We start from the raw sequence: 19492 nt of genomic DNA, 5'->3' as shown, positions 1-19492 counted from the left end.
TAAGCGCCCGCATCAGGGGTGGATCTTCACGGAATACAGGTTATTGCGGGTGATTTCTTGCATTTGTCAGTTGTTCTTCTCTTTCGGCCGTCCCCATTCGGCAATCGCGATGCCGCCGAGTACCAGAAGAAGGGCGACGATGTGGAACAGGTGCATCGTCTCGCCGATCAGCGCGACGGACAGGATGGTGCCGAAGACCGGGATGGCGTTGATGAAGAGACCGGCCCGGTTGGCGCCGATCATCTCTACGCCGCGCACATAGAGCACCTGCGAAAGTAACGAGGGGAAGATGCCGGCATAGAGCACGACGATCCAGCCGGTGGTATCGGGAAAGATCGCGGCGCCGCGCGACACTTCCCAGAAGAGCAGCGGAAGGGCGCTGAGGAACGCGCCGAAGACGGGCGCGGCGATGAAGCTCTGCCAGTGCATCTCCGGCTTCCAGCGCAGCGAGACCGTATAGGCGGCATAGACGATGCAGGCGCCGAGCATCAGGGCATCGCCGAAGTTGAACTCCAGTTCCGCCAATGCCGAGAATTCGCCATGCGCGGCTGTTACAAGAACGCCGACCAGCGTGACGGTAAAGCCGAGAACCTGCGCGATCGAGGCCTGGATGCGGAAGAGCGCGAAATTGAAGACGAAGATCAGCATGGGGATGCCGGCCTGCTCGATGACGGCGTTGATGGCGCTGGTATAGCCGAGCGCGGTGTAGAGCAGGGCGTTGAAGGCGGTGAAGCCGAAGACGCCGTAGAGAAGCAGCTGCAGCCAGTGCCGGCGGATCGCCGGCCAGTCGCGCTTCACCTGCGGCAGCATGAGAACCAGGATGACGCCGAGCGCGATGGTCCAGCGGAAGGTGGTCAGCACCATCGGGCTGACATGGCCGACGGCAAGCTTGCCGGCCACCGAGTTCGCGCCCCAGAAAAGCGAGGTGACGCACAGGTAGAAATAGGCTCTGCTGTTCAAGGCGGCTGGGTCCGATAGGTGGAAGGATGCATGCAAGGCGGGCCGGCGGGTGGCCCACATAAGGTGAAAAAGCGCCAGATGTCATGCAAAAAGCGGATTGCGGCCGTCATAACAGGGTCGCAATCCCAAGGACAACACAGTATAGATGCGCGGGTTTGTGTCAGGCGCGCGCATGCGTGCGTAACAGCAAGGCGCTCGTGCGCGAAAACGGGAAAGATGAAATGACGAACGTCGTGGTGATCGGATCGCAATGGGGTGACGAAGGCAAGGGCAAGATTGTCGACTGGCTTTCCGAACGCGCCGATATTGTCGTGCGCTTCCAGGGTGGTCACAATGCCGGCCACACGCTCGTCATCGACGGCACGAGCTACAAGCTCTCGCTGCTGCCTTCCGGTGTCGTGCGCCCGGGCAAGATGGCCGTTATCGGCAACGGCGTCGTCGTCGATCCGCATGCGCTGATCGCCGAGATCGACAAGCTGGAAAAGCAGGGTGTCAAGATCTCGCCGGAAAACCTGCGCATCGCCGACAATGCGACCCTCATCCTCTCCCTGCACCGCGAACTCGACGGTATCCGCGAGGACGCGGCCTCCAACTCCAATTCCGGCGTCAAGATCGGCACCACCCGCCGCGGCATCGGCCCGGCCTATGAGGACAAGGTGGGCCGCCGCGCCATCCGCGTCATGGACCTTGCCGATCTCGACACGCTGCCGGGCAAGGTCGAGCGCCTGCTGACGCATCACAACGCGCTGCGTCGCGGCCTTGGCGAAAGTGAAATCACGCATGATGCGATCATGCAGGAGCTGACCTCGGTCGCCGACCGCGTCCTGCCCTTCCGCGAGACGATCTGGCTGATGCTCGACAAGGAGCGCCGCCGCGGCGCACGCATCCTGTTCGAAGGCGCGCAGGGCTCGCTGCTCGACATCGACCACGGCACCTATCCGTTCGTGACCTCGTCGAACACGGTGGCCGGGCAGGCTGCGGCCGGCTCGGGCATGGGGCCGGGCTCGCTGGGCTATATCCTCGGCATCACCAAGGCCTATACGACGCGCGTCGGCGAAGGCCCGTTCCCGACGGAGCTGAACGACGAGATCGGCCAGTTCCTCGGCGAGAAGGGCCATGAATTCGGCACGGTGACGGGGCGCAAGCGTCGCTGCGGCTGGTTCGACGCGGCACTGGTACGCCAGTCGGTCGCCACCAACGGCATTACCGGCATCGCGCTCACCAAGCTCGACGTGCTCGATGGCCTAGACGAACTGAAGATCTGCGTCGGCTACACGCTCGACGGCAAGGAAATCGATCACCTGCCGGCGAGCCAAGGCCAGCAGGCCCGTGTCGAGCCGGTCTACATTACGCTCGAAGGCTGGAAGGAATCGACCGTCGGCGCGCGCAGCTGGGCGGATCTTCCGGCCCAGGCGATCAAATATGTGCGCCAGGTCGAAGAGCTGATCGGCGCCCCGGTCGCCCTGCTCTCGACCAGTCCGGAGCGGGACGACACCATACTTGTGACCGACCCGTTTGAGGACTAATCTCAAGCTCAACACCAGTTCCGTGACGTATTCCAATGAGATAGCGAGCGGACACGACGGAAAGTTCTGATGGCGGATTTTGTAGCAGTCATTCGAAGGGCCGTGGACGGCCTCTCGGACAACAACGCCGAGATGCGGCAGAAGGTTTACGAGAAGGCCCGCGGCGCCGTCCGCCGGCAGCTCGAATCCATGAACCCGCGCCCTTCCGATGACCTTGTGAAGCGTCAGCTCGACAAGCTCGAGGCGGCGATCAACAGCGTCGAGATAGACCATGCCGAGGCGCTGCCTGCCGAGGACATCGCGCCGGAACCCGCCGAAGAGGTGTTGCAGCCGGAGCCGGTGGCGGAGGAACCCGCCGCCGTTCCCGAAGCCGAAGAAGCGGTTGCCGAGACCGAGCCGGAGCATCATGAGGAGCCAGTCGCCGAGGCCGTAGACGCGCCTGCCGAGAAAGCAGAAGCACAGGCGATCGAGGAGGAGCCGGCCGCCGAGCCGCCGGTGGAGGATACCCCGCCGGCTGAAGCCCATGCCGAGCCCGAGCCTGAACACGCCGCGCCCGTCGTCGAAGACGCCGAGCCCGCCGAAGACCTTGCGGGGCAGGAAGAGCAGCCGGCCATCGTCGAGGCGCACAACGAGCCGTCCTGGCATGTCGAGGCCGCACCGGCTGACGACTATGTGCCCTCCTGGCAGGAGCCGGAACAGGAGCCTGCGCACGAGGCGGAAGCGGAAGAGACGGCCGAGGCCGCCGAGCCGCAGGTGCAGGCCGATCCGGTGCATGGCGATCCGGTGCATGAAGAGCAGGTGCCCGACGCCGAGCCGGCGGCGGACACCCGCATGCCCTCGGCCGAGGCCCAGTGGAACTGGAACGAGGCGAGCCCGGCCGATGTGACGGCGGAAAACCACGTCCAGCCGGCGGACACCACCGCCAGCGACCCGCTCACCTGGGACTGGCCGGAGGAGAAGGCCGCACAGCCGGAGGCAACGCCGGAACAGGCGTCTTCACGCGACTGGAGCGATCTCGACGAACTTCTCGGCCACGGCCCGAAGGCTGGTGCGGCCGCTGCCGGCGCGGCCGCCATGGCGGAGGCCGGGCTTGCCGATGCGACATCTCCCACGCCGACCGTGGAAACGGCCCGCGCGCCGCAGCGCTCCTTCCGCGCCGAGCCGCGCAAGTCGCGCCTCAATGTCGCGGCGCTCGCAGCCGTGGTGGCGCTGGTCGCCCTTGTCGGCGGTGCCGGCGCTGCCTACTGGTTCAACCGCGATACGGTGAACGACTGGGTCAACGAGCGGATCGTCGCCTTCACCGCGCCCTCCACCGAAACGCCGGCAGAAACCCCGCAGACGGCCGAGACCGCCGAAGGCAGCCGCAGCCTGCCGGCGGCGAACACCACCTCGGGCGAGACGGCCCAGACGCCGGACACCGCGGCAGGCACATCGACGAACACCGAGGTTGCCGTGGCAACCCCGAGCGGTACCGGCAAGTTCACGCAGCGCCTCCTGGCGGATGGGACCGAAGTGGACGAGGGGCCGGCCGCCGCGCTCGACGGCGCAACGCCGGAAGAGGGCAAGTCGGTCGCCGCGCAGACCCCGGAAACGGCGGGCGTGACGACGGAAGACGGTCCCGCGGCAGCCAGCGGCACGACGACGGGCGAGGTGACCCCTGAAACCGACGGCGCGGCACAGACGCCTGCCGGCACGGGCGATGCGACGACCACGACGGAGGGTGGTACGCCCGCAGCCACCGGTGAGCAGCCGGCGATCGGCGTGACGCAGAAGATGTTCCTCTACGAAGAGCGCCTCGGCCAGACGGCGCCGACGGCGATCGAAGGCACGGTGGCCTGGTCGAGCGCGGAAGAATCGCCGGGCGGCGACGCCAAGGACGAGCCGGTGGTGCGCGCGCAGGTCAACGTGCCCTCCAAGGGCCTGACGGCGCTGATCACCTTCCGCCGCAACGGTGACCGCTCCCTGCCGGCGAGCCATCTGGTGGAGCTCGTCTTCTCGCTGCCGGAGAATTTCGAAGGCGGCGGCATCGAAAGCGTGCAGCGCGTGGCGATGAAGCGCACCGAGCAGGATCGCGGCGACGCCCTGATCGCCGTGCCGGCGAAGATCACCGACGATTTCCACATGATCGCGCTCAACGACTTCCCCGAGGCGATCGCCAAGAACACGGACCTCCTGCGCACCCGCAGCTGGATCGATATCCCGATCACCTACCGCAACGGCCGCCGTGCGCTGATCACGCTCGACAAGGGCACGGCCGGCGCGGAGGCGTTCGACAAGGTGATGAAGGCCTGGGCGACGCTCGGCACGCCGGGCAGCCAGTGAGGCGATTTTCCGTCAAGGCAAAAGCCCGGCTCTGCCGGGCTTTTTTCATGCCCGGCCGGTGTTCACCGCACCCGGGCATAGAGGAAGCTGTCGCGCGGCTCGTCCGACAGGTTCGGATGAAGCACGTGGCGGCGCAAGAGCCCCTCCCGTACCATGCCCGCCTTCTCCATCACGCGCGCCGAAGCGGCGTTGGCCGTGTCGCACGTTGCTTCCGCCCGGAAAACAGACGGATGCGAGAGCGCATGCGTGACGACCCAGCGAACGATCTCGCTGGCGACGCCTTGCCCCCAATGGTCCCGGCGGACAAGCCAGCCGTAGGACACCTTTGTCGATGCAAGGCGGGGATGAACCATGCCGATGAGGTCGCCGGGGGACTGCCGGGGGCTTATCACCGCCGGAAAGCTCGCACCGGCCTGCCAATCCCGGCTGGCATGCCGGATAAAATCCTGCGTCTGGGACATGTCCGTATGCGGGCGCCAGGTGAGGTAGCGGGTCACCTCGGGATCCGTCGCCCATCCGGAAAAGAGCGCCTGCGCATCGGAAGGGCGGATGCGGCGGACCAGATGGCGTTCGGTCGTGAATTCTTCCGGCAGGCGATAGGCTTCGGTCATTGTCGATGTCCAGTTTCAATGCCACGGACGGCAAAATCCGGCGCGCTGCCCGCCCCGTGATGCGCTGCCTGAAGTATGGACCGGCGAAGTGCCGATGCGGCAAGCCTCAAGCAAAAGGCCCGGCATCGCTGCCGGGCCTGTTCATGGTCGGATGGCCGCCTCTATCAGGCGTCTTCGATGACGCGCACGGCGCGGGCCTGCTCGGCCGCGTATTTCTGCACGGCTTCCTGTACCTTCTCGAAGGCGCGGACCTCGATCTGGCGGACGCGCTCGCGGCTGATGTCGAACTCGGCGGAGAGCTCTTCCAGCGTCACCGGGTCTTCGGCGAGGCGGCGGGCCTCGAAGATGCGGCGCTCGCGCTCGTTGAGGACGCCCATGGCGCGCGCCAGCATGGCGCGGCGGGTATCCAGCTCGTCCTGCTCGATCAGCGTCTGTTCCTGGCTGTCGTGGTCGTCGACGAGCCAATCCTGCCACTGGCCGGATTCGCCCTCGCCGGCCTTGATCGGCGCGTTGAGCGAGGCGTCGCCGGTGAGGCGACGGTTCATCGAAACGACTTCCTCTTCCGAGACCTTCAGCTTGGTGGCGATTTCCTTCACCTGGTCGGGCTTCAGGTCACCGTCGTCGATCGCCTGGATCTTGCCCTTCATGCGGCGCAGGTTGAAGAACAGCCGCTTCTGGTTGGCGGTGGTGCCCATCTTCACCAGCGACCACGAGCGCAGGATATATTCCTGGATCGAGGCCTTGATCCACCACATGGCATAGGTGGCAAGGCGGAAGCCGCGTTCCGGATCGAACTTCTTCACGGCCTGCATGAGGCCGACATTGCCCTCGGAGACGACTTCGCCGATCGGCAGGCCGTAGCCGCGATAGCCCATGGCGATCTTCGCCACGAGACGAAGGTGGCTCGTCACGAGCTGGTGGGCGGCGTTGCGGTCGCCGTGCTCCTGGTAACGCTTGGCGAGCATGTATTCCTGCTGCGGCTCAAGCATCGGAAACTTGCGGATTTCATCGAGATAGCGGTTGAGACCACCTTCTCCGGCCGTGATCGACGGCAGCGTATTGCGGGCCATTCAGCACCCCTTTCTGAGACGGCTTCCATTCCGGCAAGCCTTGGTACGGAGCCTGATCCTGAAAACCGGATCCCCGTCAGCAACCATGCTCCCCGTGGGTCATGGCGACCCCACTGATCCTACAGATAGGTGTGGCGAAACAATGTTTCAAGGCTCCGCAAGCTTCACGGCTGCGTGAAGGCGGGACGGGCGGAACGGATTTTGCGACACATCCCCCAAATGGGGTCCAGCGCCCGAGAATCAAGGGGCAGCGGGGTTCAGACGGCCCGCAGCGCCTCGATCAGGCGGGCCAGATCCGCCGGCGGCGGGGCTTCGAAATGCAGGGTCTCGCCCGTCGAGGGATGCTCGAACTGCAGCAGGAAGGCATGCAGCGCCTGGCGGTGGAACCCGTTCACCACGTCGCGCGCCTCGTCCGGCAGCCGGTTGGCCTTGGTCTTGAAGGCACCGCCATATTCCGGATCGCCGATCAGCGGGTGGCCGATATGGGCCATGTGCACGCGGATCTGGTGCGTGCGGCCGGTTTCGAGGTGGCACTCGACGAGGGAGGCGAGGCTGGTGCCGTCCTCGGTCTCGCCATAGCGCTCGACCACTTCGTAATGGGTGATCGCCTCGCGGGCATCGTCGGCGTCCTCGCGCTTCACCGCGCGCTTGGTGCGGTCCATGCCGCGGCCGAGCGGGGCGTCGATCGTGCCCCTGAGCTGGCGGGGGCGGCCCCAGACGACGGCCTGGTAGGCGCGTTCCAGCGGGCCGGTGCGGCCGTGGTCGGCGAACTGGTCGGAGAGGTGGCGGTGCGCGGCGTCGTTCTTGGCGGCGACCATGACGCCGCTCGTCTCCTTGTCGAGTCGGTGCACGATGCCCGGGCGCCGCACGCCGCCGATGCCGGAAAGGCTCGTCCCGCAATGGTGGATGAGCGCATTGACCAGCGTGCCGGTCCAGTTGCCGGCGCCGGGATGGACGACGAGGCCGGCCGGCTTGCAGATGACGATCAGGTCGTCGTCCTCGTAGAGCACCTCGAGCGGGATGTCCTCGGCCTTCGGCTCGGGGTCGCGCGGCTCCGGCAGCGCGATCTCGACGCGATCGCCAGGATGGATCTTGCGCTTCGGCTCGCCGATGGCCGCGCCGTTGACGTGCACGGCTCCTTCCTCGATCAGTGCCTTGATGCGGCTGCGCGAGAAATCGCCGGCAAGCGTGGTGGCGAGCCAGGCGTCGATGCGCCCTTCGGCGTCTTCCGGCACCGTCAGGACTTTTCTTGTGGCGTCGGCTTCTTTAAAGGGGTCGGTCATCGTTCACTACACTCATTGCCGGAAGGGCGCCTGCCATGTCCAACATCGAAAACGACGATCAGGAAGACAAGCCGCTCGACCCGGTGATGGAAAATGTTCGTCGCAAGATGATGCGCCTGCAACTGGTCTCCGGCGGCATCATGCTCCTGATGTTCATGGCGGTGCTTGCGGCCATTGTCTATAAGATCAACGCGCGCGATGGCAAGCCGGAAGCCGCCGCCTCGTCCGGCGGCGCCCTGGCCGTGCCGAGCGACGCGCCGGTCAAGGCGACCGCGACGCTGCCCGATGGCTTTGCCGTCTCGGCGGTCTCCAATTCCGGCGGCCAGATCCTGTTCTATGGCGTGATGGCCGACGGCGCGCGCAAGGCGTTCCTCTTCGACATCGCGGCCGGGCGCATCGTCGCCGAGGTCGCCATCGCAGGCAACTGACCGGGCATGGCGGCGGAGCCGGCCCTGATCGAGGATCCCGCCGATCCGCGCATTGCGGGTTTCGTCTCGATCCGCGAACGCGACCTGACGGGCCGGGACGGACTGTTCATCGCCGAGGGCACGGTGGTGCTGCGCATGCTCGGCGGGGTTTCGGCCCGCAAGAACGGGTTTGCCGCCGAGGCCATCCTGCTGCTCGAAAACCGCCTTGCAGGCGTTGCCGATGTGCTGGCCTCCTTCCCGGAGACAGTGCCGGTCTATGTCGCCTCGGCCGCGGTCTTCGATGCGATCGCCGGTTTCAACATGCATCGCGGCGTGCTGGCCCTCGGCCGCAAGCCGCCGCCGGAACAGGGGGCCGCGCTTCTCGGCCGCCTGCCGGAAACGAGCCTCGTGCTTGCGGGCTGCGGCCTGTCCAACCATGACAATGTCGGCGCGATCTTCCGCAATGCCGCCGCCTTCGGCGCGGATGCGGTGTTCCTCGACGAGACCTCCTGCGATCCGCTCTACCGCAAGGCGATCCGCGTCTCCGTCGGCTCGGTGCTGAGCGTGCCGTTTTCCCGCGGCCCCGGCGCCGAGGCCATGCTCGCCGGCCTTGCGGACGCAGGATTCGAGATCTGGGGACTTTCGCCGCGCGGTGCAGTGCCGATGGCGGAGATCCCGGCTGCGCGGCGCATCGCGCTCGTGCTCGGCACGGAGGGCGAGGGGTTGCCGGAGGCCATTCTCTCCTCCTTCCGCACGGCGCGTATTCCGCAGCGGCCGGGGCTCGACAGCCTGAACGTGGCGACGGCGAGCGGCATCGCGCTCTACCAGATCGCGCTTGCCATGGGGCGTGTCGCGTAGGCGCTCGCAGCCCTTCCGTTGTTCGCAGTGCCCCTCAGCAGCGAACGCCGTCCCAAAGTTCGTTCGGCCCGCCGGTCTGGTCCTGCCATGTGCCGGTGAAGCCGCTGAAATCCGGGCTGAGGGTGATGGAGAGCTTGCCGCTGCCGTACATGTCCTGCCAGTCGAGCGTGCGGGCAAGGCCCTCGCCGGGCGGGTCCTCGCTCAGGGTGCCCGAGGTTCGGCCGCCGCCGTCGACGAATTCATAGGTTCCGCCCAGCCGGCCGTCGCCTGCAAGCTTCAGCACCGTGATCGCCTCGACCAGCACGCCGTTGCTCCAGAGGCGGCCGCAATAGCGCCCGTCGATGCTGGCTGCCTGTCTGGGCGAGGGGGCCGTCGCGCCGGTGACGCCGATGAGCAGGGCCAGGATTGCTGCCTTCATCTCGCACTCCTCCGCCGTGACGGGGCTATGCCTCGTCGCGGCCGATCCGCTCGCGCACGCGCTGGGCAAGGCTGCGCTCATCGCCGTCGAGGGCGGGGTCGATCGTGGCGATGAGATCGTGCACCGGCGAACCGGCGCCCTCGCGGGTAGCGGTCAGCACGATCATCTTGCTGGCGAGATCGGCCATCTCCTCGCGCAGTGCCGCATCGTTCTCGCCGGTCTTCGCCGCCATCAGCCGTTCGGAGAGGGCGGTGCCCTGGTTGCGCACATCCTCTTCCAGCGCGGCGATGTCGATCGGCGGGGGTGCGATCTTGTCGGCACGCCGGGGCGAGGGCCGGCTTGCGGCGATGGTGCGGGCAAGCTCCGTGGAACGCACGGCCTTCACCGCTTCCTTGTTTTCCGCTGTCAACGTCTTCACCTTGTCGCGCAGGCGGTTGATTTCCGCAATGCGCCGTTCGATCGCATTGTCCTTGTCGGCACTGCCGGCAAGCTCGCGCGTCAGCCGCGTTTCGAGCTGGAGCACGCGGCCCTCCTCGCGCGACAGGCGCACTTCCAGGGCCTTCGCGCTCTGGTTCGCCGTCTTGAGATCCTCGCGCAGCCTGTCGCGCTCGTCCTTGAGATTGCCGATGCGGCTCTTCAGGTTTTCCATCGTCGTGTCGCGGGTGGCGAGATCGATCTTCATGGCGTCGAGATCGGCTTCGAGGTGGTTGATGCGGGCGTGAAGCGCCTCGATATCGGCTACCTTGCCGCGAATCTCGCGGTCGGCGGTCGCGAGCGCCGCCTTGAGTTGCTCGCCCTTCATTTCCTCACGCCGCAGGGCGGAGCGCATATCGCCGGCCTCTATGTTCATGTCGGCGATCTGGGCGTGCAGTTCGGCATTTTCCGTGCCGATCGCCGCGGCCTGCGCCAGCAGCTTCTCGTTGCGCACCATTTCCAGCGTGTGTTTTTCCCGTTCGCGGCGTATCCCTTCCGACAGGCGGGCGTTTTCCGCGGCATAGGCGGCGCGGGCCATGTCCTTCTGGGCACGCACCTCCTGCGGGCTCAGCGGCATGGTGGCGCGCATGCGGTTCTCGGTGAACTTGACGATGCGCTTCTGGACGGCCGGCGCGACGAGCAGGCCGGTCAGCGTGGCGGCGAGAAAGCCGAGCGCGAAGAGAAGGGCATACTCGATCACGGGTCCACTCGTTCCAAAACTGGCCCCAAACGGGCTCGAACGAGCCCACTATAGCGGCTCGTCCAACCTTGCGGGAGGGGCCCTCCATCAGAAATCAACTCTCGGTTAACCGGACGGGCGAGGGCGCCCTTTCATTCTCAGAAGGGATTCCAGGTCGGCTCGCGCGTCAGCTTCAGGTAGCCGGCATTGATGCCGAGGCGGGCGCCGACGCCGGTGCGGATCGGCACGAGCACGACGTCGCGGTTGACGTTGACCTGCATGCCGACGCCGGCGATCACATAGGCCGAGCCGGAAACGCCGCCGTAGCGCTCGTAGAGCGAATTGACGTCGGGCAGGTTGTAGACGAGCATCATGGTGCGGCTGCCCTGGCCGCCCCAGTCGAGGCCGAGCGACGGGCCCTGCCAGAACACCGAATGCTGGCCGGCATTCTTTGTGTTGAGCGTGCCCTCGCCATAGGTCAGGCCCGCAACGAAGGCGCCGGACCCTTCTTGGCCGAGGATATAGCCGTTGGGCAGGCCGTAGGATTCGAAGGCGCGTTCGACCACCTTGGCAAGGCCGCCCGAGGTCGAGCCGAAGAAGCCGTGGCCGGCGTCGACGATCTCCTGCATGGAATATTGGCCGTTCTGCTGCGCCTGCGCCGGCAGAACCGTGAAAAGCGCCAGGATCGCCGCTGTTACGATCCTGAGCGCGATCGTGACCAGATTTGAAACACCCATGTCCCGCTCGCCTTCCTTCATGTATCGGCCCCGTTCCATGCTGCAATTTGATCCGATCGTCTTAACAATCGGTTTACCAAATGTGGTGTCATTATGGCTGTCTTCAAATCGGGCACGCCTCGCGCACTTCCCGCGTGCTATGCGTCGCGCAGGATGCCCGCGAATGTGCCCATGCTAGGGCCGTCCGCGTGAAGTGATGCGTGGATCTGGGAGAAATTTATGGCGAAAAATCCGAACCTTACGCTGACCGGTCCCGACCTGGCAGCGCTTCTGTGCAGCCGTGTCTGCCATGACGTCATCTCGCCTGTCGGGGCGATCAACAACGGGCTGGAGCTGCTTGACGAGGGTGGCGCCGATGCCGACGCGATGGACCTCATCCGCACCAGCGCGCTCAATGCCTCCGTGCGGCTGAAATTCGCGCGGCTTGCCTTCGGTGCCTCCGGCTCGGTCGGTGCGTCGATCGACACGGGCGAGGCGGAAAAGGCCGCGCGCGATTTCGCCGCCGCCGAGAAGAAGACGGAGATCACCTGGACCGGGCCGCGTGCCATCGTCGCGAAGAACCGGGTCAAGCTGCTGCTCAACCTGTTCCTCGTCGCCTATGGCGCCATTCCGCGCGGCGGCTCGATCGACGTGACGCTCGACAATCCGGAATTCGACGCCACCTTCAAGCTCGTCGCCAGGGGCCGTATGCTGCGCGTGCCGCCGAAGTTCACGGAAATCCTCTCCGGCACGCCGGAAGAGGCGGTCGATGCCCATTCCATCCAGCCTTATTACACCGTGCTGCTCGCCGACGAGGCGGGCATGGCGCTCGACGTCGCCGTGAGCCCCGAGGAGATCGTCTTCTCGGCCCGGGTCGTTCCGGCCTCGGAATGATCGATGGCGGCCATGGCCCGTTAACCATGGCCGCTAACGCTTTGTTTGCCAGTCGGCGGTAGAGTTGCACCTTGTATTGTTCCCGCTTAACGGGCGGGAGACCTAGGAGCAGCGAATGCAGCGGTTGATGATCGCCGATGGTTCCGACGTCGTCCGTAAGGTCGGCAAACGTATTCTCTCCGGTTTCGATTTCCTTGTGCTGGAAGCGTCGAGCTCGCTGGAAGCCCTTGTGCGCTGCGAGGCGGAGCTGCCCAATATCCTCATCGTCGATTCGACGATGGACGGGGCTCTCGAACTCATCGGCAATGTCCGCAACCTGCCGCAGGGCAAGTCGGTGCGCATCTACTACTGCGTGGTCGAGGCAGACCTGAAGAAGATGATGATGGGCAAACGCGCTGGCGCGGACGACTTCCTGCTCAAGCCCTTCGACCGCAAGATCCTGACCCAGGTCTTCGGCAGCCTCTCGGCCGCCGCCTGAGACGACCGGACTGACCGTTTGAACGCGGCCGCTCTTGAGGAGCCGGCCGCGTTTTCGTTTGTCGATGTCTCGCCCCGCCCACGACCAACTCGAACAAAGAAAAACCCGCCGGCAAGCGGCGGGTTGAAATCTTGAGCGGAAAAGGGGAGGAGGGCCGGTCAGGCGCTTTCGAGATAGTCGCCGTCGGGCTCGCGCAGCACATAGCCGCGGCCCCAGACCGTCTCGATATAGTTCGCGCCGCCGGCGGCGTTCGCCAGCTTCTTGCGCAGCTTGCAGATGAAGACGTCGATGATCTTCAGTTCCGGCTCGTCCATGCCGCCATAGAGGTGGTTGAGGAACATTTCCTTGGTGAGCGTCGTGCCCTTGCGCAGCGAGAGCAGCTCGAGCATCTGGTATTCCTTGCCCGTCAGGTGGACGCGCTGGCCGCCGACCTCGACCGTCTTGGCGTCGAGATTGACGATGAGCTCGCCGGTCGAGATGACCGACTGGGCGTGCCCCTTGGAGCGGCGTACGATGGCGTGAATGCGGGCGACGAGCTCGTCCTTGTGGAACGGCTTGGTCATGTAGTCGTCGGCGCCGAAGCCGAGGCCGCGCACCTTGTCCTCGATGCCGGCCATGCCGGAGAGGATGAGGATCGGCGTCTTGACCTTGGACAGGCGCAACGTGCGCAGAACCTCGTAACCCGACATGTCGGGCAGGTTCAGATCGAGCAGGATGATATCGTAATCATACAACTTGCCGAGATCGACACCTTCCTCGCCGAGGTCGGTGGTATACACATTAAAACTTTCGGACTTCAGCATCAGTTCGATGCTCTGCGCCGTCGCGCTGTCGTCCTCAATGAGTAGAACCCGCATATCTGTCCCCTTTTCCGCCGCTCAAGGTACCTGGCCCCCTACGCGATACGGATCCAGTCGTTGCCTGATTTGGAGGCTGCCACGAATTGGTTAACAAATCCTGATTCCCTTTGGCAAGGTGTATCGATCTGTTAATTATTTTAGGCAGCCCCCTGATTTCATGGATGAATCAGAAATGTGACTCTTAAACTGTCTCTTTAAGAAGCACGGTTAACCGACTCTTTCGACTCATCAATGTGACGCACCCGTTTTTTAGCGAACCGCATTTACTGAGCCTTAAATCATCGCACCTATGATTAACGATGCCCGTAAACGAAAGGTTACCAGCGGTAGGGTTTTATTAATATCGCTGAATTTTTTCGTGGGCCCGGCGCATTTTGCCGGGTTTCGGGCTCAATGCCGGTCTCCGGCGTGCGGTGAAACGCCGCGCTTCGGGCACTGATTTGGAATGCCGGGTGAACGGTTGCCGTGTTTTGGCGGTCGTTCGCTCCAATGCCGGGGTCTCGCTATCCACGGGAGTATTGCGTATGAAGTCGCGTGAGAGCCTAGTTCGCCTGAAGGAATTTCAGGTGAAAGAGAAGAGGCGGCAGCTGGCCCAGCTTCAGTTGATGATGTCCGAATTCGAACGGATGTCGAAGGAACTGGAAAGCCAGATCGCCATCGAGGAAAAGAAATCCGGGATCACCGATCCCAACCACTTCGCTTACCCCACCTTCGCCAAGGCGGCGCGCCAGCGTTCCGACAACCTCCAGGTCTCGATCCGGGAACTGAAGGTGCAGCAGGACGCGGCCGAACTGGCGCTGGAAGAGGCGGAGGCGGAGTTCGCCAAGGCTTCGGCGCTCGAAGAGCGCGACAACGCGGTCCGGCTGCGCGCCTGACCCGGTCCGGTTCTGAAGAACCCTCGCGAGCGGCCGAAAGACCGCTCACGAGGGCTCTTCGCGTTTTTTTGAGGGGAGGCCGTGTCAGAGATTGACGACGTCGTGCCATTCCTTGTGGCGCATGGCCTGCGCGCGGAAGAACGGGCAGAGCGGCATGATCTTCCAGCCGCCCTTGCGTGCCTCTTCCACCGCATGGGCCGCCAGGGCTTGCCCGACGCCCCTGCCGCGCAGCGCATCCGGCACGCCGGTATGGTCGACGATGACGAGCTTCGGCGAGGCGCGTGAATAGGTCACCTCCGCCTCGTGTCCGTCGACGGTGGCGGAATAGCGGCCCTTCGAGCCGGTTTCTTCGCTGGTGATGTCCATGAGGCCCTCGCTCTCGTTGCTTTGGTGCCATCCTTTCCTGTCCTGCGCCCTCCCGCAACCGTGCGGGATGTGAACAGACCGTGCTGCATCCACGTCGCCGCGGTGCTATGCAGGGGCATCGAAACCAGCGATGACCTGCCATGATCCTTGTCGTTCCCGCCCTTCTCGTGTTCTCCGCGCTGTTCCTCGCCTTCGGCCTCGTCCTGCCGCTCGTGCGTTTCGAAAAACTCTACTTCTTCGACGAGACGCCCTCGTTGATCGATATCGTCGTCTCGCTCTGGGGGCAGGGGAGCGGGGGGCTTGCGGTGCTCGTTGCGCTGTTCTCCATCGTTTTCCCGGTGATCAAGCTCTTCGCGATAGCACTGGAGGCGACCGCGCCGACGCCGCCGGAGGGCAAGGCGAACTGGCTCGCCCGGCTGCTGCCCATCCTTGGAAAATGGTCGATGATGGATGTAATGCTGGTGGCGCTCGTCATCGTCGCGGCGAAGACGAGCGGCATGGCCTCGGCCTTCACCCAGCCCGGCCTCTGGTTCTACGCCGCCTCGGCGATCATGACCGGCCTTCTGCAGATGAAGCTGCGCCCGACCGAGCGCGGCGCTTGACCCCTCAAACGAAACTACGGCCGCGCGGGGCGCAGCCGTAGGGGTCTTGATCGGAAATGAAACGGTTAGTGGCGGTACTGCTGAATGCGCGTGGTGCGCAGGCCGGCAAGGCCGTGATCGTTGATGGAGGACTGCCAGGAGAGGAATTCTTCGACCGTCAGCGTATAACGCTCGCAGGCTTCTTCGAGGCTCAAGAGCCCGCCACGTACGGCGGCGACGACTTCTGCCTTCCGGCGAATCACCCAGCGCCGCGTGTTGGCCGGCGGCAGATCGGCGATCGTCAGGGGGCTGCCATCGGGGCCGATGACGTATTTAACGCGGGGTCGTATCAGATCGGTCATTGGACTCTCTACATAAACTCAAGACCATATGCCGGGGACTGTAGCCCGCCACATTTAAGATTTGCCTAAACGCATGCTAACAATTTTCTAATCTTTTGAGCGGCTTCGCCCGTTGTACCCGGGGCTGGAAGCCTTGGCTTCCCTTACGTTTGCCATGCTCGCCCTGCGCAACACCCGCATGGGAGCCATGCAAATATTTCATTTCCCTTTTATTCAAATCCTGCTAATACGCCCCCAAATTTAAGGGCGGCGTCGATGGATGCCACCGGAAGCCCTAGGATGCATCACCATGAATTTCCTCCGCGAGCTGTTCCCAGTCGGGATATGGCTTCCGCGGCGTTTTTCGTCGCCGCTCTTGTGAAGGGGTGCGCCTTAAATTTTCCGGATCGAGAATGCACCCGAGCCCGGCCTTCGCGCCGGCTGTTGGAAACGGAAAATGAAAGATCCAGACAACATGCTCCTGCAGCAGGCCTGGTCGCCTGAATTCTTGTCCACGGCCAATATCGAATCCGTGCAGACCGAATACGAGGTGCTGCACCTCATGCGCCAGTGCGCCACCCATTTCGGCTTCAGCCACTTCCTGGTGTCGCGCTTCCCGGCCAACGAGCAGCAGCGTTTTGCCGAGCGGCTGATCGTCAGCAACTGGCCGGCCGATCTCGTGCGCAAGTACGATGCGATGAACCTCTTCCATCTGAGCCGGCTGGCGATCGAGACGGGCATGACGAAGCTGCCCGTGCAGGGCGACAGCTCGCTCCTCGCCCCGTCGGACTGGGAGAACGGCCAGGCCGGCGAGGCGATCGCGCTTGCCGAAAGCCACGGCCTTGCCGCCTCGACGGCCTTCCTTTTGCATTCCACGACATCGGATCCCTATCTGATGGCCTTTTCCGGCACGCAGGCCCCGCTTGCCCGCCGGGAGCTGACGGACCTGCATTTCGCCGCCCTCCAGCTTTTCGAGTGCCTTGAAAAGACCTTCGTGGCGGCCACGGCGAGCCGGGAGAAACTGTCGAGCCGCGAGGTCGAGTGCCTGCGCTGGGCGGCGGCCGGCAAGAGCAGCGACGAGATCGCCATCATCCTCGGCATCTCGGCCTATACGGTGAGCAGCTATTTCAAGAGCGCGACCCGCAAGCTCAAGGCGGTCAACCGCATGCAGGCGATCGCCATCGCGCTGCGCCTGCGCCTCATCTGATTTCCTTCGCGCGAGGCCTCTGCCGGCGGACCGGGAAGGCGGGGCCGATGCGCGGCCGGAAAGACGCGGTTTCCGGCCTTCTCTTGCCCTCGGTGCGGCAAGTTTCTATATGTCGCCCGAAAGACGCCGCGCCGATTGCGGGGCGCCGTCCTTGCGTCAAGCAAACCTCAGTGAAAGGTGCCCTGCGGCGGGCTCTCAAGCGCCGCAGCACCGGAACGGACCTCGCGTGAACAGTCTCGATTTCGATCGCAAGCCGGAAGATACCCGTGTCGTCGTCGCCATGTCGGGCGGCGTGGACAGCTCCGTCGTGGCCGGCATCCTGAAACGCGAAGGCTACGACGTGCTCGGCATCACGCTGCAGCTCTACGACCATGGGGCCGCGGTGCACCGCGCCGGCTCCTGCTGCGCCGGCCAGGATATCGACGACGCGCGCCGGGTCTGTGAAACGCTGGGCATCCCGCACTACGTGCTCGACTATGAAAAGCGCTTCCGCGAGACGGTGATCAATCCCTTCGCCGAAAGCTACATTGCCGGTGAAACGCCGATCCCCTGCGTCGCCTGCAACCAGACGGTCAAGTTCGCCGACCTTTTGGCCACGGCCAAGGAGCTCGGCGCGGATGCGCTCGCCACCGGCCATTACATCCGCTCCCGGCCGAACCCGACGCCGGACGCGCCGCAGCGCCGCGCGCTCTATCGGCCGGTCGATGCCGAGCGCGACCAGAGCTACTTCCTCTTTGCCACGACCCAGGAGCAGATCGATTATCTGCGCTTCCCCCTCGGCCATCTCTCGAAGGCCGAAACGCGGGCGCTTGCCGAGGAGATGGGCCTCGTCGTCGCCAAGAAGGCCGACAGCCAGGACATCTGTTTCGTGCCGCAGGGCAAATATTCCGACATCGTCAACAAGCTGAAGCCGAATGCGGCGCTTGCCGGCGACATCGTGCATATCGACGGCCGCGTGCTCGGCCGCCACGACGGCATCCTGCACTATACGATCGGCCAGCGCCGCGGCATCGGCATCGCGACGGGCGAGCCGCTCTATGTCGTCTACCTCGACGCCCGCTCGCGCCGCGTCATCGTCGGCCCCAAGGAGGCGCTGGAAACGCGCCGCCTCTACCTGCGCGATATCAACTGGCTCGGCGACGGCGACCTGGAGGCCGTGGCAGCGGCGGGCTTCGACTGTTACGCCAAGGTCCGCTCGACGCGCCCGCCGCGCCCCGCCCGCCTCAAGTCCGGCCCCGGCGGCCTCTATGTGGAGCTTGCCGAAGGAGAGCCGGGTGTTGCGCCCGGCCAGGCCTGCGCGCTCTATTCCGGCGAAGGCGAGGACGCCCGCATCCATGGCGGCGGCTTCATCCTGCGTTCCGAGCGGGAACCGGCCGCCGAGGATGCCCTCAGGCGCATTCTGTCGACCCCGGCGGCGGCCTGAACACCCGCATCCGCCAAGGCCTTTGCGGACAAAGCGATTTTTGTGTGAACGCCGCTTGACACCCGCGGGAACAGCACCCTATAAGCCGCGCACCGGACGGCAACGGACATCGTTCTGTTCCTCTTTCGGGCGGCGGAGTAGCTCAGTAGGTTAGAGCAGAGGAATCATAATCCTTGTGTCGGGGGTTCGAATCCCTCCTCCGCTACCAATTTTTTTGTTCCGCTAAAGTCCATTGACGGCCACGGCCGTCTAATCCTCCCGACTCATATAACGCTATAGCGCGTGGAAAACGGCTGTAGCTCGCCGCGATTTTTCGGAATTTTGACACGAGAAATCGGAATTTCACAAATTCCGGATGTGGTGACAAAAAGCATGCTCGAAGCCGAATCATAGCCCCTTTGAAGGGCTGTCAAACTGAACCGTCACGCCAGCATCCGCCTGGGCCACGCGTCTTTGCGGACCGTCCCCCGCTCGGCGTGGCCTCCGCTCCGCGGATGGAGGCTCATTGGAGACAGGAGATTTGACCTTAGGCTTCTGCTCATACAAGCGCTTGATGAGATAGTAGAGACCATACGTCGTCACCACAAACAAATGCGCAATTGGGACTGTGAGAGCAATCTTCAGCGCTGGAGACAGCACCTGAGCGAACGTCACGGTCGAGGTATCAAAGATGCGCACTTCGATCAGTTGGCCTAAATATTTCGATGCGGCTAATGCGACGATGACATTAATCCCGATTGAGAGCCCAAACGATAGAAACGACAGATACCCAAAAAGTGCGCAGACGTATTCACGACGACTTAGAGGCTGCCGTTCCCTTACTCCCTCCACGGTTTCAACTCGGATGATTTTCCCAACCTGGATCGGCGAATCGAGATCGGAACCACGTGCCAGGGTCGCTGCAGCGACCAGTGCGGCGACGTAAAAGCCGGCCAATGCGGAGGCCAAGCCGCTCATGCTCGCGAGGAACCCGCCTACACCAAGAAAGTTGGCGTCGGGAAGCCACGTGAATGGAAGTGCAATGAGGGCTGCGAGAAGCAGAGTAGCGGGCGCGTCACGGCGACCAAGCGATCTCGTTTTCTCATCCTGAAGCGTGAGGTATCTCAATGGATAGAGCATCAAAGCCATGATCAACCTCCAGCA

21 protein-coding genes and 1 tRNA gene are annotated in these 19492 nt (G+C 64.3%); 11 read left to right on the top strand and 11 right to left on the bottom strand.

The window, feature by feature from the left end; all coding sequences use genetic code 11:
- Positions 1-66: 66 nt before the first annotated feature.
- A complete protein-coding gene (locus tag AABF56_RS14285; protein WP_244768351.1) occupies positions 67-960 on the bottom strand; it encodes a DMT family transporter in 894 nt (297 codons plus the stop codon).
- Between the two features lie 221 nt (positions 961-1181).
- On the opposite strand from AABF56_RS14285, the gene AABF56_RS14280 reads away from it, so the two are divergent.
- Positions 1182-2486: an adenylosuccinate synthase gene (locus tag AABF56_RS14280; protein ID WP_244768352.1), complete on the top strand. Its 1305-nt coding sequence runs from the start codon at positions 1182-1184 to the stop codon at positions 2484-2486.
- A gap of 69 nt (positions 2487-2555) precedes the next feature.
- Positions 2556-4808 (top strand): hypothetical protein, encoded by a 2253-nt coding sequence (locus AABF56_RS14275; protein WP_272806432.1) that lies wholly within the window; start codon positions 2556-2558, stop codon positions 4806-4808.
- 62 nt (positions 4809-4870) lie between these two features.
- Here the strand turns inward: AABF56_RS14275 and AABF56_RS14270 are convergent, their stop codons facing one another.
- The 3 genes from AABF56_RS14270 to AABF56_RS14260 form a co-directional block, all read right to left on the bottom strand.
- Positions 4871-5419: a GNAT family N-acetyltransferase gene (locus AABF56_RS14270; RefSeq protein ID WP_272806431.1), complete on the bottom strand. Its 549-nt coding sequence runs from the start codon at positions 5417-5419 to the stop codon at positions 4871-4873.
- 164 nt (positions 5420-5583) lie between these two features.
- Complete coding sequence (gene rpoH / locus AABF56_RS14265) at positions 5584-6489, bottom strand: RNA polymerase sigma factor RpoH (protein ID WP_064331103.1); 906 nt, start codon at positions 6487-6489, stop codon at positions 5584-5586.
- Between the two features lie 257 nt (positions 6490-6746).
- The gene (locus tag AABF56_RS14260) at positions 6747-7772 is read right to left on the bottom strand and encodes an RluA family pseudouridine synthase (RefSeq protein ID WP_272806430.1); all 1026 of its coding nucleotides are present in this window, start codon (positions 7770-7772) and stop codon (positions 6747-6749) included.
- Between the two features lie 35 nt (positions 7773-7807).
- On the opposite strand from AABF56_RS14260, the gene AABF56_RS14255 reads away from it, so the two are divergent.
- A complete protein-coding gene (locus AABF56_RS14255; RefSeq protein ID WP_272806429.1) occupies positions 7808-8200 on the top strand; it encodes a hypothetical protein in 393 nt (130 codons plus the stop codon).
- Positions 8201-8206: 6 nt separating this feature from the next.
- Positions 8207-9037 carry a TrmH family RNA methyltransferase gene (locus AABF56_RS14250; RefSeq protein WP_272806428.1) on the top strand — a complete coding sequence of 277 codons (831 nt, stop codon included), beginning with the start codon at positions 8207-8209 and terminating at the stop codon, positions 9035-9037.
- Positions 9038-9071: 34 nt separating this feature from the next.
- Here the strand turns inward: AABF56_RS14250 and AABF56_RS14245 are convergent, their stop codons facing one another.
- The 3 genes from AABF56_RS14245 to AABF56_RS14235 form a co-directional block, all read right to left on the bottom strand.
- Positions 9072-9455, bottom strand: a complete 384-nt coding sequence (locus AABF56_RS14245; protein ID WP_272806427.1) for a hypothetical protein — start codon at positions 9453-9455, stop codon at positions 9072-9074.
- A 25-nt stretch (positions 9456-9480) separates the two neighbouring features.
- Positions 9481-10629 carry a hypothetical protein gene (locus tag AABF56_RS14240; RefSeq protein WP_272806426.1) on the bottom strand — a complete coding sequence of 383 codons (1149 nt, stop codon included), beginning with the start codon at positions 10627-10629 and terminating at the stop codon, positions 9481-9483.
- A 137-nt stretch (positions 10630-10766) separates the two neighbouring features.
- Positions 10767-11345, bottom strand: coding sequence for a DUF1134 domain-containing protein (locus AABF56_RS14235; RefSeq protein ID WP_244768360.1), 579 nt, complete (start codon positions 11343-11345; stop codon positions 10767-10769).
- A 219-nt stretch (positions 11346-11564) separates the two neighbouring features.
- Between AABF56_RS14235 and chpT the strand changes: the two genes are divergently transcribed.
- Both chpT and AABF56_RS14225 read left to right on the top strand, forming a co-directional pair.
- The gene (gene chpT, locus AABF56_RS14230) at positions 11565-12218 is read left to right on the top strand and encodes a histidine phosphotransferase ChpT (protein ID WP_244768361.1); all 654 of its coding nucleotides are present in this window, start codon (positions 11565-11567) and stop codon (positions 12216-12218) included.
- 115 nt (positions 12219-12333) lie between these two features.
- Positions 12334-12696 (top strand): response regulator, encoded by a 363-nt coding sequence (locus AABF56_RS14225; protein ID WP_244768362.1) that lies wholly within the window; start codon positions 12334-12336, stop codon positions 12694-12696.
- Between the two features lie 158 nt (positions 12697-12854).
- Here the strand turns inward: AABF56_RS14225 and ctrA are convergent, their stop codons facing one another.
- The gene (gene ctrA / locus AABF56_RS14220; protein WP_064331096.1) at positions 12855-13553 is read right to left on the bottom strand and encodes a response regulator transcription factor CtrA; all 699 of its coding nucleotides are present in this window, start codon (positions 13551-13553) and stop codon (positions 12855-12857) included.
- Between the two features lie 527 nt (positions 13554-14080).
- Between ctrA and AABF56_RS14215 the strand changes: the two genes are divergently transcribed.
- Positions 14081-14431 (top strand): flagellar export protein FliJ, encoded by a 351-nt coding sequence (locus tag AABF56_RS14215; RefSeq protein WP_244768503.1) that lies wholly within the window; start codon positions 14081-14083, stop codon positions 14429-14431.
- 84 nt (positions 14432-14515) lie between these two features.
- On the opposite strand, the gene AABF56_RS14210 is transcribed toward AABF56_RS14215, so the two are convergent.
- The gene (locus tag AABF56_RS14210; RefSeq protein ID WP_272806425.1) at positions 14516-14797 is read right to left on the bottom strand and encodes a GNAT family N-acetyltransferase; all 282 of its coding nucleotides are present in this window, start codon (positions 14795-14797) and stop codon (positions 14516-14518) included.
- 140 nt (positions 14798-14937) lie between these two features.
- On the opposite strand from AABF56_RS14210, the gene AABF56_RS14205 reads away from it, so the two are divergent.
- Complete coding sequence (locus tag AABF56_RS14205) at positions 14938-15399, top strand: paraquat-inducible protein A (RefSeq protein ID WP_272806424.1); 462 nt, start codon at positions 14938-14940, stop codon at positions 15397-15399.
- Between the two features lie 65 nt (positions 15400-15464).
- On the opposite strand, the gene sciP is transcribed toward AABF56_RS14205, so the two are convergent.
- On the bottom strand, positions 15465-15740 hold the full coding sequence (sciP, locus tag AABF56_RS14200) for a CtrA inhibitor SciP (RefSeq protein ID WP_023515011.1): 276 nt from the start codon (positions 15738-15740) through the stop codon (positions 15465-15467).
- Between the two features lie 436 nt (positions 15741-16176).
- On the opposite strand from sciP, the gene AABF56_RS14195 reads away from it, so the two are divergent.
- From AABF56_RS14195 to AABF56_RS14185, 3 genes are all read left to right on the top strand, one after another.
- Entirely contained in the window at positions 16177-16926 is a 750-nt protein-coding gene (locus AABF56_RS14195; RefSeq protein ID WP_244768365.1) for a helix-turn-helix transcriptional regulator, read from the top strand.
- A gap of 226 nt (positions 16927-17152) precedes the next feature.
- Positions 17153-18349: a tRNA 2-thiouridine(34) synthase MnmA gene (gene mnmA, locus AABF56_RS14190; protein WP_272806423.1), complete on the top strand. Its 1197-nt coding sequence runs from the start codon at positions 17153-17155 to the stop codon at positions 18347-18349.
- Between the two features lie 131 nt (positions 18350-18480).
- Positions 18481-18557, top strand: a tRNA-Met gene (locus AABF56_RS14185).
- A 179-nt stretch (positions 18558-18736) separates the two neighbouring features.
- On the opposite strand, the gene AABF56_RS14180 is transcribed toward AABF56_RS14185, so the two are convergent.
- Entirely contained in the window at positions 18737-19477 is a 741-nt protein-coding gene (locus AABF56_RS14180; protein ID WP_272806422.1) for a hypothetical protein, read from the bottom strand.
- Positions 19478-19492 lie beyond the last annotated feature (15 nt).

The organism is Shinella sp. WSC3-e (assembly GCF_945994535.1).
GTDB lineage: Bacteria > Pseudomonadota > Alphaproteobacteria > Rhizobiales > Rhizobiaceae > Shinella > Shinella yambaruensis.
The sequence above is the reverse complement of the archived record's forward strand: the minus strand, read 5'-3'. Positions and strand labels throughout refer to the sequence as shown.